Annotated in this window: 11 protein-coding genes and 2 pseudogenes; 8 read left to right on the top strand and 5 right to left on the bottom strand. The window is 40.2% G+C overall.

Annotated features, from left to right (window positions below; genetic code table 11):
• Positions 1-121: 121 nt before the first annotated feature.
• Genes mraY through rsmH form a run of 4 tightly spaced genes read right to left on the bottom strand, consistent with a single transcriptional unit; the run spans position 122 to position 4,637 of the window.
• A complete protein-coding gene (gene mraY / locus CJ239_RS06100; RefSeq protein ID WP_102210894.1) occupies positions 122-1,102 on the bottom strand; it encodes a phospho-N-acetylmuramoyl-pentapeptide-transferase in 981 nt (326 codons plus the stop codon).
• A gap of 1 nt (position 1,103) precedes the next feature.
• The gene (pbp2X, locus tag CJ239_RS06095) at positions 1,104-3,356 is read right to left on the bottom strand and encodes a penicillin-binding protein PBP2X (RefSeq protein ID WP_102210893.1); all 2,253 of its coding nucleotides are present in this window, start codon (positions 3,354-3,356) and stop codon (positions 1,104-1,106) included.
• A 3-nt stretch (positions 3,357-3,359) separates the two neighbouring features.
• Entirely contained in the window at positions 3,360-3,677 is a 318-nt protein-coding gene (ftsL, locus tag CJ239_RS06090; protein ID WP_020902171.1) for a cell division protein FtsL, read from the bottom strand.
• 9 nt (positions 3,678-3,686) lie between these two features.
• Positions 3,687-4,637: a 16S rRNA (cytosine(1402)-N(4))-methyltransferase RsmH gene (rsmH, locus tag CJ239_RS06085; RefSeq protein WP_102210892.1), complete on the bottom strand. Its 951-nt coding sequence runs from the start codon at positions 4,635-4,637 to the stop codon at positions 3,687-3,689.
• A gap of 166 nt (positions 4,638-4,803) precedes the next feature.
• Here rsmH and CJ239_RS06080 point away from each other — a divergent pair, with 166 nt between their 5' ends.
• The 8 genes and pseudogenes from CJ239_RS06080 to CJ239_RS06030 form a co-directional block, all read left to right on the top strand.
• Positions 4,804-4,998 carry a helix-turn-helix transcriptional regulator gene (locus tag CJ239_RS06080; protein WP_001082470.1) on the top strand — a complete coding sequence of 65 codons (195 nt, stop codon included), beginning with the start codon at positions 4,804-4,806 and terminating at the stop codon, positions 4,996-4,998.
• A gap of 15 nt (positions 4,999-5,013) precedes the next feature.
• Complete coding sequence (locus CJ239_RS06075; protein ID WP_102210891.1) at positions 5,014-5,556, top strand: DUF3278 domain-containing protein; 543 nt, start codon at positions 5,014-5,016, stop codon at positions 5,554-5,556.
• A 10-nt stretch (positions 5,557-5,566) separates the two neighbouring features.
• Positions 5,567-5,893 carry a hypothetical protein gene (locus CJ239_RS06070; protein ID WP_102210890.1) on the top strand — a complete coding sequence of 109 codons (327 nt, stop codon included), beginning with the start codon at positions 5,567-5,569 and terminating at the stop codon, positions 5,891-5,893.
• A gap of 31 nt (positions 5,894-5,924) precedes the next feature.
• Positions 5,925-6,251, top strand: a complete 327-nt coding sequence (locus CJ239_RS06065; protein WP_102210889.1) for a hypothetical protein — start codon at positions 5,925-5,927, stop codon at positions 6,249-6,251.
• 26 nt (positions 6,252-6,277) lie between these two features.
• Entirely contained in the window at positions 6,278-6,856 is a 579-nt protein-coding gene (locus tag CJ239_RS06060) for a DUF3278 domain-containing protein (protein WP_102210888.1), read from the top strand.
• Positions 6,853-7,435, top strand: a pseudogene (locus CJ239_RS06045) (glutathione peroxidase). Before CJ239_RS06060 ends, CJ239_RS06045 begins: the two are co-directional and overlap by 4 nt.
• Positions 7,436-7,773: 338 nt before the next feature.
• Positions 7,774-14,184: an alpha-L-fucosidase gene (locus tag CJ239_RS06040; RefSeq protein ID WP_102210887.1), complete on the top strand. Its 6,411-nt coding sequence runs from the start codon at positions 7,774-7,776 to the stop codon at positions 14,182-14,184.
• Between the two features lie 108 nt (positions 14,185-14,292).
• Positions 14,293-14,820: pseudogene (locus tag CJ239_RS06030) on the top strand (IS630 family transposase); the annotation flags it as partial.
• Between the two features lie 76 nt (positions 14,821-14,896).
• Here the strand turns inward: CJ239_RS06030 and asnA are convergent.
• A complete protein-coding gene (asnA, locus tag CJ239_RS06025) occupies positions 14,897-15,889 on the bottom strand; it encodes an aspartate--ammonia ligase (RefSeq protein WP_042900310.1) in 993 nt (330 codons plus the stop codon).
• Between the last annotated feature and the right edge of the window lie 73 nt (positions 15,890-15,962).

The raw sequence follows: 15,962 nt of genomic DNA, 5'->3' as shown, positions 1-15,962 counted from the left end.
GCTTTCATTTACCTTACGTTCATAATATACTACATTAGTCAGAAAAGGTCAAGAGATTTGACTTTAATTGACCAATATTTTTTAGAATGCAAAAACACCCTGAAACATCAGGGTGCCATTCTTACATCAAATATAAAATTGCTAACGTCAAGAGACTTGCTAGAAGTCCCACTCCCCAAAAGAAGAAGTCAACCTTCCACTCGCTCCAAGGATTTCCCTTACCAGACAATCCTCCAAGCTCAAAATGGTGATGCACAGGCGTCATACGGAAAATACGTTTGCCACCAGTCATTTTGAAGTAACTGACTTGCATCATGACTGAAGTTGTTTCAAAGACATAAACAATTCCGATAATCAAGAGAGTCCATTCTTGGTGGAGAGCCATAGAGATAGCTGCCAGCATTCCACCTAGAGCCAAACTTCCCACATCACCCATAAAGACCTTAGCAGGCTTGTGGTTAAAGACGAAGAAACCGAGTAAGCCACCAATCATGGCAAGAATCACCAGAAGAATATCCATCTGACCTTGCACATAGGCAATAACTCCATATGCAGACAAACTAATCACGACTGAAATACTAGCCAGACCATCAATTCCGTCTGTCAAGTTGACTGCGTTTGAAAAACCGACTAGCCAGAACAGTGCAAAAACAATATAGAAAATCCCTAGATGCACTTGGTAACCAAAGACTGAAAGCATATCGCCACCACGCTCATAGAAAAGGTAGAAAATGACGCCACCTAGAAGTTGAAGAGCCAATTTCTGTTTGGGATTTAACCCCTCATTGATTTTACGAAAGACCTTGAGAAAGTCATCTAAAAATCCGACAAGTCCATAAAGGACCAAGATGAACAAAATCATTCCCACATTATTGGTCAATTGTTTTGAAAAAAGAGCAACGAGGAAACTCACTACAACTGCAGCAATGAGGAAAACAAGTCCCCCCATAGTTGGCGTGCCAGCTTTTGCCTGATGCTGTTTGACATCCTCATGCATCTGCTGGCCTGTGATTTGCGCCTTTCTATAAAATTGGATAAAGGCCGGAATTCCTACTACAGTTAGTAAAAATGTCACAATCCCAGCACTGATGGAAATAAACATATTAGTCTCCTAAAGTTAATGTAATTTTTTTAATGTTTTTGATAGCTGTATTGGTCCGAACATCTTGCTTCTGAACAACGGAACCTGAGCCTTCAAATTCCAATTTAATATCTAACCATTTGGCAAAGGTCTCAGCAGTCTCTTTTTTCCAACCATACATGTCTGGAATTTCTTCCACCTTATCAGATAAAAGGAGAACTTGTTGGTTTGGTGTAAGATTTTTTCCTTCTTCTACAGAAGACTCTTTAATCTTTGTTCCAGTACCAACAACGATTGGTTGCACAATATTGCGGCGTAAGGCTTCCGCCAAATCACCAGGTGAAATATCCTTGATGCTAGGCATTGCATAAGAAGACTCTGTCGTCACTTGATCTAAATTCTTAGCAGGTGATAGAAGATTGAGAGAGTCTTTCATAGCTGAAGCCCGCTCCAAGATAGGATTGGCAAATTCTCCCAACTGGATACCTGAATAATGTTCAGGCTGTTGAACCGTTACATACAAGATAAAGTCAGGATTTTCAGCAGGGTTCATGGCTACAACTGAGAAAATATAGTTAGTAGAACCAACCAAGTAGCCTCCATTTTTCTCGTCAGCGATTTGAGCTGTACCAGACTTGAGGGCGACATTTTGACCTGGAACATTGACAGTCGCTTTGCCTGTACTATGGTTATACATGGTTCCATATCTAGGATCTGTTCCTACCAAGACCATGTGAGTACGAGTTTGGCTAGCTGCATCTTTCGAAACAGGATTCCCTACAATTTCTTTTTGAGATTTACGAACAGATTGGTTATTTGGATCATACAAGGCCGTAATAAATTTCGGCTCCAACATGACGCCATCATTGGCAATGGCAGTAAAGGCACGAATCATTTGAGTTTGGGTTACTGAAATCCCTTGTCCAAATGAACTCTGAGCAATATTAACAATATTGTCAGCTGGAAGTTGACCAGCGTATTCATCTGTCAAACCAAAACGGGTCGGAACACCAAATTTAAAGCGGTTTAGATAGTCCAACCAAGTTGCATCACCCATTTTCTGCTCAAGCAGTGTCATCCCAATATTACTTGAGTGAGCAAATCCTTGAGAAAAGGTCATCATACCACCGCCAGTCAAACCTTCATTAACGTCCCAATCTCGGATTGTCGCATCTGCTATTTTTAATTCACTGCTATTGAAGAATTCTCCACCTGGGAAGGTATTGTTATCAATAGAAGCAGCTAGCGTCATGACCTTCATGGTTGACCCTGGTTCATAGTTACTTTGATAAAGGATATCACGCCAAACAAAGTCCTTAGTGATTCCTTCCTTAGTATCGGCATCAAATGTTGGTCGTTGCGTTGTTGCGAGAATTTCCCCTGTTTTGGCACTAACCAAGGTCGCCGTCATGTACTTACCTTTTACCTTTTCTAGAAAGGCATTCATCTGGGTTTCCATGAAAGATTGGAGCGGACTAGACAATGTTGTATAGACATCCTTACCATTCACAGTCTTCTGCGATACCTGTTCTGTACCTGGGACGATATTTCCTAAACGATCTTTTTCATAGGTAATAACCCCATCTGTCCCTGCAAGAATAGTATTCAAGGAACTCTCTAAACCAGAAGTTCCTAACAAACTCTTGCTGCCATCCTCATTTTCATGAAGTTGGGCTAAACCAATAAAACTAGAAGCAAATTGTCCATTTGGATAGCTTCTGTTAGGGCTAGTTGTAAAGTCAATTCCTTCAACACTAGCCTCTTTTAATTCTTTTTTAATAGCCATCATATTGGCATAGGTAATCCCATTTCCTTTTGCACCAAAAGAAACTTGGGTCAAATTTGGTTGAGCCAGCTGCTCTTTTACATAAGCTTCATCCATATCCAAATATTTATGGAAAACTTCTGCTACCTTATTAAACTGAGAATCCTCTACATAAAGAATTTTCCCCGTTGCCGACTTGTATTTTTTATCAATAACAGCATATACGTTATAGGAAGTCGCATCTTCAGCGATGGGGACTCCATTACGGTCATAGATGGTTCCACGCTTAGCAGGAACTGTGCGAGTTGTTTGGTGAACCTTCTTAGCTTCTTTTACTAGATCCGTTCCAAATTTACTACCCCTTCCGATGATAATCGCAAAATTAACCAGAAAGATAGCAAAAAGGATAACAGCTCCAAAGCTGATGTACTTGCCGACTATTCTACGGTTTTCTGCTGGAGATTTACGATTTCTTATCGCAAATCGGGTTATTTTTTCTGTCCATTTCATATCTTACTCCGCTGTTCGGATATTTTCGTTATTCAATTTCAAATCTTTTTTATCTGCAATCTCTTTCAAGCGCTCTGAACGAATCAATTCATTCACTTCCTGCTTGGCATCGTCCAGCTCTGTTTTCTTTTCCTCTATCTGCGCATTGATTTTTGTCAAATCACTTTGCACTTGCAAAAGTCGTGTTTGCATAAAGATAATGCTCACTGCTAAGACGAGAGCCGTAAAAGCGATGGAAAGATAAAAAGCCTTCTCCACACGGGAGAATTTTTTGATACGACTCTGCAAGAATTGACTGGTTGTTTCTTTTTTATCTACCATTTTTTCCTCTTACTTGTGAATTTTTTTGGCCACGCGCAACTTAGCTGAATGCGAGCGGTTATTGGCTTCTAACTCTTCCACACTTGGCAAGATTGGCTTACGGGATACCAATTCCATCTTGGGCTTGAGATCATCTGGGATGAAAGGCAAACCTTTAGGAACTTCAACCGTTGAAGCTTCCTTGAACAATTGCTTGGTCAAGCGGTCTTCCAAGGAATGAAAGGTAATCACTGAAATTCTACCATCTAGAGCCAACATGTCCATAGCCTGCTGGATAGATTCATCTGCCGCTCCCAGTTCATCATTGACTTCAATTCGAATAGCCTGGAAAATCTGCTTGGCAGGATGCCCCTTTTTCTTGAGTTCCTTGGCAGGTTTGGCCGACTTAATAATTTCTGCCAACTCAGTCGTTGTCTCGATTGGCTTGACTTCACGTGCTTGTTCAATCTTACGCGCAATCTGTTTAGAGAATTTGTCCTCGCCATACTTGAAGAAAATACGAACCAAGTCATGATAGTCATAGTGGTTCACCACTTCATAGGCTGTCAGACTAGCATCCTGATTCATACGCATATCCAGTGGCGCATCCTTTTTATAAGAAAAACCACGCTCACGCTGATCTAGTTGAGGACTAGACACTCCCAAGTCATAACAAATTCCATCAATTTCCTGGACACCAGCTTCGCGCAAACGTGCCTGTAAATGACGGAAGTTATCCTTTATAAAAGTCACCATCCCCTTTTCAATGTAAGGTGCCAAACGTTTTTGAGCATTGTCAATGGCATTCTGGTCCTGATCAAAGGCATAGAGATGGCCTTTTTCACTTAATTTACTTAATAAATATTCGCTATGGCCTGCTCCACCCAAAGTCGCATCAACGTAGATACCGTCAGGCTTTACGTCGAGCATATCAATCGTCTCGTGGAGTAAGACCGTTACATGATGAAATTCTTTTGTCATATCCTATCTATTTTACCACAAATCCGACCAGCTTGCACTAGTCAGACAAATAGGCCAAAAACAAGTAAGATTTCTTTAAGAAATATGTCAAATATGCTTGACATTCGCTCTATAGAAGAATATAATGTAGTCAAATATATACGACACAAATCAGAAAGGAGAACAGATGAATCGTGTGAAAGAATTTCGCAAGGAACTGGGCATTTCCCAGCTCGAGCTCGCCAAAGATATCGGTGTCTCGAGACAAACTATCAACATGATTGAGAACGACAAGTACAATCCAACCCTGGAACTCTGTCTCAATCTCGCCCGCAGCCTCCAAACTGACCTCAACAGTCTCTTTTGGGAGGATGATTTTTAAAAAAGGAGCAAACTTATGAAAAAAGAAACCTTCACTGAAAAACTCATCAAGCGTACATACGGTATTTCTGATCCACTTGACGAATACAAACGACGCGAGGCTGATCGTATCGGCAATCAAGTCTTTATCTTCCTCTTTTATCTGATGATTTTCGGAAATCTTATTCCACTCCTTCTGGCCTATAAATATCCTCAAGAAGTGGCTCTAATCTATCCTCCTCTTATTTTAGTGATTGCCCTCATCGCTGCTAGCTATGTCACCTACCAAATGAAAAAAACAGGGATTACAGCTATTGATCCAGATATGCTGAGTGAGAAAGAAAGCAAGCAACTACATTACCCTGGTCTGAAAGCAGGTTTGTTCTTTGGTCTATGGATGTTTTTTATAACTCCTCTTCTCAGTATACTCATAGGTGAAGGTCAGGACTATTTTCATTCTCTCCTCACTATAAGAAATGGTGTCTCAAGCATTCTCGGTTCTATCTTCTTCGGAGCAAGCATACAGTTCCTCATCTCCCGTCGCATTGCAAAAGCTAAGAAAGATCAGGATAATGATTAGGAGGAAACTCATGAAAAAAGAACAGAAACAGTTACGTTATCCTAGTCTGAAAGCAGGTTCGATTTATGGAACAGTGATATTTTTTATAATTCCACTCATTGATACCCTAACAAGTGAAAATCCAAATTTTATCAGTTCTCTTCTAAATACAAAACATATTTTTAAAACTATACTGGGAGCTTTCTTTTTCGGAGTGATGATGCATATTATCGTCTCACTTCGTATTGCAAGAGCTAATACTCTTCGAAAATCAAATTCAAACCGCGTCAACGTCGCCTTGCCGTACTCAAGTACAGCCTGCGGCGAGTTTCCTAGTTTGCTCTTTGATTTTCATTGAGTATAAAAAAGACCAGGATTAGGAGGTACCTATGAAATCATTACTAACTTTACTGACCTATCATCTTTTGTTCAGTTCTCTGCTCATCTTCATTATCGTTTCAGGGAACTTGCCAATCAGCGAGATATTCCTCGGGCTAGTCTTTATTCCAGCACTTAACAAAGGACTGACTTATCTAAAGATTGACTCCCCAAAAACACGCATACTCAACTTAGCACTATACTTTATAATTCTATCTTTTCCACAACTGATGCTCATCTCAAGCGATTGGAAATATTATTTACTGCTGACTATCGCTAGCCTTTCTTCTATCACTTACCTTTATTATCTCTATCAATTCGTAAAAGAAAGTCAGTAAAACCACTCATTTAGGAGGTTACTAGCATGAAAAAAGAAGACTTAACCACTCGTCTACTTCGAAATCTCTTTCACATTCAGGGCCCTTTTGATGAATGCCGGCAAGAAATTATCTACAAAGCCTGTGCCCGCTCCATGGTCCAAATCGTTTATTCTTCCTTCTTCCTCTTCTTGTTTTATCTGTTATTTGGACGCTTCATAGAAGCCGTTCGCTATGCCATGCCCTACGTTTACTCTGGACTCATTTTTTTCATTACTTTAAAAACCCAAAGAGCTGTCAAAGAACTCCATCTGGAAAAAGATGACAAGTCAGAAATCATCCTCAAAACCTACAGCAAAGCCCAAATCAAATTTCGAAGCTGGGTTGTGTTTATCGGCCTTCAGATTGGCTTCTTTACCTTACTCATCTTTCATAAAGTCTTCGTTCAGCAGATGTCCTTTTCAGATTTTGGAAAGTTGCTCATGCAATTCGATAAAAGTGTCCCTTTCCTGATGTATGGACTGATTATCGGTAGTATTTTCGGAACCCTGACCTACGGCTTTCTATCACTTCAGGAGGAGAAAACTCCTAAAAATACCAAACAGAAAGAGAAAGGCAAACAATGACCTCAATCTACGATTTTTTAGTCTTAAACCAAGACAATCAAGAAACCCCATTAGATGCCTATCGTGGTAAGGTTCTCTTATACTCAATGAAAATCAAAGAGCAAACTAGGAAGCTAGCCGCAAGCTGTACTTGAGTACGGTAAGGCGACGCTGACGTGGTTTGAATTTGATTTTCGAAGAGTATTAATTGTCAATACTGCTACTGGATGTGCTTTAACGCCCCAGTACCAAGGTCTCCAAGAACTCTATGATCGCTATCAAGAAAAAAGTTTTGAGATTTTAGACTTCCCTTGCAATCAGTTTATGGGACAAGCACCAGGAAGCGCAGAGGAAATTAACGCCTTCTGTAGCCTACATTATCAAACCACTTTCCCACGTTTTGCCAAGATCAAGGTCAACGGTAAGGAAGCAAATCCCCTCTATGTGTGGTTGAAAGACCAGAAATCTGGCCCACTAGGAAAACGAATCGAATGGAATTTCGCTAAGTTTCTCATCGGTCGTGATGGGCAAGTTTTTGAACGCTTCTCTTCCAAAACAGACCCACAACAAATTGAAGAGGCCATACGAAAATTACTCTGATTTTTTGAATACATCCTTTCATTTAGTTTAATTTTTGAAAGGATGTATTTTTTCTTTAAAAAGCAAATGAATTTCTTTAAGTTAGATTGATTTTCTTACATTTCTCTATTGCATTTCTTGGAATAATTTAGTATATTTGTTATATTAAGGATTTTGGGTCATTTTAAAGATTAAGATGGCAATTTAAATTTTTTTATCTTAAGATGAAAGCGCTTAAATAGGAGGAAGGTTATACTCAAACTATTGAACAAATCAACTATCATTAAAGAAAATCGTTTCCAAGTCATACTTGGGCTCAGACAGTAGCTGACTGTCTTTATTCAAACTAGGAGTACATTATGAATCGATACCTTTTTGAAAAAGGGCAAACTTTTAGCATCAGAAAATTAACCGTTGGAGTTGCTTCGGTTATGGTTGGACTCGCTTTTTTTGCATCTGGAACAGCACTAGCTGACGAAGCAAAATTTGAAGCTACAAGTTCTCAACCAAACGTAGAAAAATTGGCCGGGGCTGAAAAAACCAAACCAGAAGTCAAAAATGAAAGTCCTGTAATCTCTACACCTCAAGAGTCAGATCAAGCAGAAAAAACTGTTAAACCAGTAGAGGAGAAAACTGTAGCAGATACTAAAACTGCTGACCTGCTTCCTGAAGAAATCCACGATCAAGCTTATCCTGACACGCCCGTGAAAAACATAGATACTTCAGCAATCGTAAACAAGAAGGATAGCCCAAAAGTTGAGACAGAAAGCATTCTAAAAAACAAGGAAGAACTTCCAAAAGAAGCTGAAAATGGTAATCGTGCAATCATCAACGGTGGTCTAGATTTGAAGCACGTCCCTTATGAAGGACAACCTGCTACTGCTGCTAGTATGATTTACACTATTTACAATGGTAGTTCCCAACGCTATATCGTGCCTGGTTCTGGTATTTTTGTGGCACCAAATGTCATCTTGACTGTCGCTCACAACTTTTTAGAATCAAACCGTGATACAAAAGAAGGACATATTCGAGGTGGAGATTCTGCTAAGTTTTACTATAACCTCGGTTCTAATTCTGCAGTTCGTAATTCTCAACCTGTAACGGGTAATACTACTCTTTTTAAAGAAGAAGATATTCATTTTTGGAACAAGAAAGAATTTGGAAAAGGATATCAAAATGACTTGGCTGCTGTTGTAGCACCTGTTCCTCTTCAAATCGCTAGTCCAAATAAAGCTGCTACCTTTGTTCCCTTGGCAGAAAATAAAACCTATCAACCAGGAGATCCTGTTAGCACGATTGGATATCCGAACGATTCAAGCTCACCAGAGCTCAAAAAACCAATTGTTGCTGGTCAACTTTACAAGGTAGATGGTGTTGTGAAGTCTGTTGATAAGTATGATGATAAAGGCTCAAAAGGCATCACCTATCATATGACTTCTATTTCAGGCCTTTCAGGTGCTGGCATTATCAACGGCGATGGTAAAGTAGTCGGTGTTCACCAACACGGCACAATTGAAAACGGCATCCCTGACAAAGACCGTTTCGGCGGCGGAATCGTTCTCTCACCTGAGCAAGTCAAATGGGTAAAAGATATTATCGCAAAATATGGTGTCAAAGGTTGGTACCAAGGTGATAATGGGAAACGATATTACTTTACTCCTGAAGGAGAAATGTTCAGAAATAAAACTGCTGTTATTGGTGAAAATCAATATTCTTTCGATGAAAACGGTGTTGCAACACTCATTAAAGGAATCGATTACGGACGTGTAGTGGTTCAACACGTAGACGAAACTGGCAATCCAATCAAAACTGATGATACTTTTGTTGAAAAGACCGAAGTTGGAACAGCTTTTGATTATGACTTCAAAAAAGAAATCGCTAAGACCGACTTCTATACAAAAAATCAAGAGAAATACCAGATTGTCTCTATTGATGGCGTCGAAATCAACAAACAACTCAAAGATGAGTGGACCTACAAGGTCGTCAGCAAAACAGCTCCAGGAACACGGCTCATCAAGGTGGTTTATAAAGTGAATAAAGGTTCATTTGCCATTCATTATCGTTTGAAAGGTTCAGGGCAAGAATTAGCAGATGTGGCTACTGATAATAACGATGGAAAAGAATACGATGTTTCCTTTGTAAATACTTTTGAAGCAAAAGAAATCGCAGGCTACCGCGCAATCACTCCACGCTTAGAAGCCAGCATCCAGCACAAGGGTGTGAATGATATCGTCTTTGAATACGAAAAAATCTCTGATAGCTCTAATCCGACTTCAACTGTTTTACCTGTTGCTCATCTAGAAGATAAGGAAACAGAAATCGGAAATCACGGTCCGCTTCCAAGCAAGGCTCAACTTGATTATCACAAAGAAGAATTAGCCGCCTTCATCCACTATGGTATGAATACTTATACTAATTCTGAGTGGGGACACGGAAATGAAGATCCTAAAAACTTCAATCCAACTAACTTAGATACAGACCAATGGATTCGTACTCTAAAGGAAACTGGCTTTAAACGCACTATTATGGTTGTCAAACACCACGACGGTTTCGTTATTTACCCATCTAAATATACAAATCATACCGTAGCTGCAAGCCCATGGAAAGATGGAAAAGGGGACCTTCTAGAAGAAATCTCTAAATCTGCTACTAAATACGATATGAACATGGGTGTTTACCTATCACCATGGGATGTTAATAGCCCTAAATATAAGGTAGCTACTCAAAAAGAATACAACGAATACTACCTCAATCAACTAAAAGAAATCCTTGGCAATCCAAAATACGGTAATAAGGGTAAATTTATCGAAGTCTGGATGGATGGAGCACGCGGTAGCGGTGCCCAAAAAGTAACCTATACTTTTGATGAGTGGTTCAAATACATCAAGGAAGCTGAGGGAGATATCGCTATCTTCTCTGCCGAACCAACAAGTGTCCGTTGGATTGGAAATGAGCGTGGTATCGCCGGTGACCCTGTATGGCATAAGGTCAAGAAAGCAAATATCACCGAAAATGTTAAGAACGAATACCTTAACCACGGTGATCCTGACGGAGATATGTACTCTGTAGGAGAAGCAGATGTTTCCATCCGCTCTGGCTGGTTCTACCACGATAACCAGCAGCCAAAATCTCTCAAAGAATTGATGGATATCTACTTCAAGTCTGTTGGTCGTGGAACGCCACTTCTTCTCAACATTCCACCAAACAAAGAAGGTAAATTCGCAGATGCGGATGTAGAGCGCTTGAAAGAGTTCAAGGCAACTCTAGATCAAATGTATGCGACTGACTTTGCCAAAGGAGCAACTGTAACAGCAAGTTCGACTCGTCAGAACCATCTCTACAAAGAAAGCCACCTTACAGACGGTAAAGATGATACTAGCTGGGCACTTTCAAATGATGCTACAACTGGTAGTTTCACAGTTGATTTAGGACAAAAGAGACGCTTTGACGTTGTAGAACTCAAGGAAGATATTGCCAAAGGGCAACGTATTTCTGGATTCAAAATTGAAGTCGAGATCAACGGACGCTGGGTTCCATATGGTGAAGGTTCAACCGTAGGCTATCGTCGTTTGATCCAGGGCCAACCTGTAGAAGCACAAAAAATCCGAGTTACGATTACTGGCTCACAAGCTACACCAATCCTAACTAACTTCTCAGTCTATAAAACCCCAAGCACTATCGAAAAGAATGATGGATATCCTCTTGGACTAGAATACCACTCAAATACAACGGCTGGCAAGGAAGGTACAACTTGGTACAATGAATCGGAAGGTATCCGCGGTACTTCTATGTGGACCAACAAGAAAGACGCCAAAGTCACCTATCGTTTCACAGGAACCAAGGCTTATGTTGTATCAACAGTCGATCCAAGCCATGGTGAAATGTCTGTATACGTGGATGGTCAAAAAGTCGCAGATGTACAAACCAAGAACAGTAGCCGTAAACGTAGCCAAAAAGTTTACGAAACTGGTGATTTAACACCTGGAGAACACACTATTACGCTCGTTAACAAAACAGGTGAACCAATTGCTACAGAAGGAATCTACACTCTAAACAATAACAGCAAGGGTATGTTTGAGCTTGAAGCAACTTCTTACGATGTCGAAAAAGGAAAAACTATTACTATTACAATTAAGCGTGTTGGTGGAAGCAAGGGATCTGCTACCGTTCGCTTCATTACAGAACCTGGAACAGGGGTTCACGGTAAGGTTTACCAAGATACAACTCAAGATGTGATCTTTGCAGATGGTGAAACAGAAAAAACTGTTACCATTCCAACTATCGACTTCACCGAACAAGCTGACTCAATCTTTGACTTCAAAGCAAAACTCACTTCTGCGTCTGATGGTGCTCTACTCGGTTTTGCTACCGACGCAACTATTCGAGTAATGAAAGCTGATTTATTGAAAATAAATCAGACAAATTACGACGACCAAGCTAGCCAATTAGATTACAGTCCTGGATGGAGACACGAAACCAACTCTTCTGGCAAATACCAAAACACTGAATCATGGGTATCATTTGGACATCTGACAGAGGATCAGAAGAAAAAGACAACTGTGACTGCTTATTTCTATGGTACAGGCTTAGAAATCAAAGGATTTGTTGACCCAGGTCATGGTGTCTACAAAGTATTCCTTGATGGTAAAGAAGTCACCTATCAAGATGGAATGGGCAATGCATCCACTATTGATGGTAAGAAATACTTTAGCGGTCATGCTACCCAACGCCAAGGTGACCAGACTCTAGTCAGCCTAAAAGGACTTGATGAAAACTTGCACGTAGTAACTCTCCAACTAGACCCTGAAAAGAATGATTTGACCAAAAAAATCGGTATGCAAGTGGATCAATTCATTACACAAGGCGAAGGAAGCGAGCTATACAGCAAAGCAGAAATCCTTCAATCTATCTCTAAATGGAAGGAAGACTTGTCTAATTTTGATCCTGCTGGATTGAAAGATACTGCAACTGCACGCCAAGCATTTAAGTCTAATCTTGATAAACTCACTGCCCAATTAAGTTCTGATACTGTAAATGTACAGGATGTGATGGCAACAGTCACTGCTTTGCAAGATATTCTTAGCAAAGATGAAAATTACCAAAAACCTGGAGACGAAACAGACCCAGAACAACCAGTTGAACCGAAACAACCTGAACAGCCTGAAATCAATTACGATAAGGCTATGGCTAGCTTGACCGAAGCTATCGAGAAAAAAGTGACTGAACTCGGTACTAACAACGAGGCTAAGAAGAAATTAGTCGAAATTACTGATAAAGCAATCGCAGCTATCCAAAATGCTAAGACTCAAGAAGAAGTCAACAAAGCCCTCAATAACGCTCTTGAACAAATCAAGCAATTGCAACTTAGTCAACCAGAACAACCAGTTGATCCGAAACAACCTGAACAACCTGAAATCAATTACGATAAGGCTATGGCTAGTCTGACTGAAGCTATCGAGAAAAAAGTGGCTGAACTTGGTACTAACAACGAGGCTAAGAAAAAATTAGTTGAAATTACTGATAAAGCAATCGCAGCTATCCAAGAAGCGAAGACTCAAGAAGACGTCAACAAAGCCCTCAATAAGGCTCTTGAACAAATCAAGCAACTGCAACCTAGCCAACCTGAAAAACCAGTTGATCCGAAACAACCTGAACAGCCTGAAATCAATTATGATAAGGCTATGGCTAGCTTAACTGAAGCTATCGAGAAAAAAGTGGCTGAACTTGGTACTAACAACAATGCTAAGAAGAAATTAGTTGAAATTACTGATAAAGCAATCGCAGCTATCCAAAATGCTAAGACTCAAGAAGACGTCAACAAAGCCCTCAATAACGCTCTTGAACAAATCAAGCAATTGCAACCTAGCCAGCCAGAACAACCAGTTGATCCGAAACAACCTGAAAAACCAATTACTTCTTCAAGTCCTGAAGAAGGGGTTAAAGAGCTTGTCTTCCAACTCCCAAGTTTGGATATTGTTAAGAAGGCAGTACCATTCAAGACTATCCGTCGCGAAAATCCACAATTAGACAAAGGAAAAGAAAATGTTCTAGCAGAAGGGAAAGATGGTGCTATAATCGAGTATCTCGAAGTAGATGGCAGCAATCGTAAGGTAGTTCAAACTGAATCAACTCCAGCTCTAGACCGAGTGATTGAAGTTGGAACTAAACAAAGTTCTGTAGGAACAGATACTCCACCAGTTGTAACTCTTCCTGAGTATGTTCTACCTAGAGAAACTGAAAAACCAATCACTTCTTCAAATCCTGAAGAAGGAGTTAAAGAGCTTGTCTTCCAACTTCCAAGTTTGGATATTGTCAATAAGGCGGTACCATTCAAGACTATCCGTCGCGAAAATCCAAACTTAGATAAAGGAAAAGAAAATGTTCTAGCAGAAGGTAAAGACGGTTTGTTAGTTGAGTACATCGAAGTAGATGGTAGTAATCGTAAGGTGGTCCAAACTGAATTAACTCCAGCTCTAGACCGAGTGATTGAAGTTGGAACTAAACAAAGTTCTGTAGGAACAGATACTCCACCAGTTGTAACTCTTCCTGAGTATGTTCTACCTAGAGAAACTGAAAAACCAGCTCCTGCAGTCGTAACCGAAGATTCACCAAGAAAAGATGAAAAAGCACCTATTGCTACTACAGTTAAACAAGAAAAGGAAAAACAACTCCCAGAAACTGGAGAGCAAGAAGCAAATGCCTTCTTATTCTTAGCTGCTATTACTTCAGTATTATCTCTACTCATCTTCCAAAAGAATTTCAAAGACTAATTAATACTCAATGAAAATCAAAGAGCAAACTAGGAAGCTAGCTGCAGGCTGTACTTGAGTACGGTAAAGCGACGCTGACGTGGTTTGAATTTGATTTTCGAAGAGTATTATAACAAAGTACGATTGATGTACCAAGATGAAGCTGGTTTCGGGAGAATCAGTAAGATGAGTTCTTGTTGGGCTCCTCAAGGAATTCGACCTAGCATTCCTAGTCATTATATACGAGAATATCGCTATTGTTATGGGGCAGTAGATGCTCAGACAGGAGATTCCTTTTTCCTCATTGCCGGAGGATGCAATACTGAGTGGACGAATGAATTTCTACGGCAAGTCTCACAAGCTTATCCAGATGACTATATGTTACTTGTAATGGATAATGCTATATGGCATAAATCAAGTACCTTGGAGATTCCAAGTAATATTGACTTGGCTTTTATCCCACCTTATACACCAGAAATGAACCCTATTGAACAAGTCTGGAAAGAAATTCGAAAACGAGGTTTTAAAAATAAGGCTTTCCCAACATTGGAAGCCGTCATTGATAAGCTTCAAGAAGTTATTCAAGGATTGGAAAAAAATGTTTTAAAGTCCACTGTCAGCAGACAATGGACAAGGTTGCTTTTTGAATATAATTGAGTATAAAAAGCTAGAGTTCCGCAATTGGGAATCTCTAGCTTTTTTGTGGCTGAGAACTATTTTGTCACAGACTCCTCTACAAAATATTTTCGTAAGTATCGCGGACTTCTTGAGGCCAAACACTTGTTTGCACTTCTCCGATATGTTTCTTGCGAAGTAAGAACATGGCCATACGAGATTGTCCAATTCCTCCACCGATTGTCAATGGGAATAAGCCATTCAACAATGCCTTGTGCCATTCCAATTCCAAGCGGTCTTCATCACCTGTGATGACAACCTGGCGACGAAGAGTTTCTTCATCTACACGGATTCCCATAGAAGACAACTCAAAGGCTCCACCTAGAGACTCATTCCAGACAAGAATATCGCCGTTAAGACCCTTGTAGCCATTTTCAGACTCGCTTGTCCAGTCATCATAGTCTGGTGCACGTCCATCGTGCGGTTTACCGTCTGGCAACTCGCCACCAATACCAATCAAGAAGACAGCTCCGAATTCTTTACAGATAGCATTTTCACGCTCTTTCGGTGTCAAGTCTGGGTAGCGTTCTACCAACTCTTCTGTGTGGATGAAAGTGATTTGTTTTGGCAAGATAGACTCAATGTCATAACGAGCTTCAACAGCTAGTTCTGTCAAACGAATGGCCTTATAAATCTTCTCAACTGTTTCTTTTAGGTAGGCAATATTACGTTGACCATTTGGAATGACCTTTTCCCAGTCCCACTGATCCACAAAGACAGAGTGGGTTGCATCCAGCGAGTCTTCGTCTGGACGAAGTGCTTTCATGTGGACGAAAAGACCTTCACCCTCACCGAAACCAAAACGAGCTAGGGTATGGCGTTTCCATTTAGCAAGCGAATGAACCACTTCATAGGTTTCATCAGGAATCTGCAAAACCTTGACGGATACTGGATTTTCCACACCAGACAGGTTATCCTGCATCCCGTCACCGACCTTGCTCAAGATAGGACCTTGAACTTCGACGACTTCTAGCTTATCTTTCAAATACTGGGTAAAAGTGTTTTTGACAAAAGAAATTTCTTCTTGTTGATGGATAAAACTTTTCTTCATAGGCTACTCCTCAAAAATTTAATTAAAAGCATTATACACCTATTTCCCAAAAAAGAAAAGAGAAAATTAAAAA

It is taken from the genome of Streptococcus sp. UMB0029, from assembly GCF_002871495.1.
In the GTDB taxonomy this organism is placed as follows: Bacteria; Bacillota; Bacilli; order Lactobacillales; family Streptococcaceae; genus Streptococcus.
The sequence above is the reverse complement of the archived record's forward strand: the minus strand, read 5'-3'. Positions and strand labels throughout refer to the sequence as shown.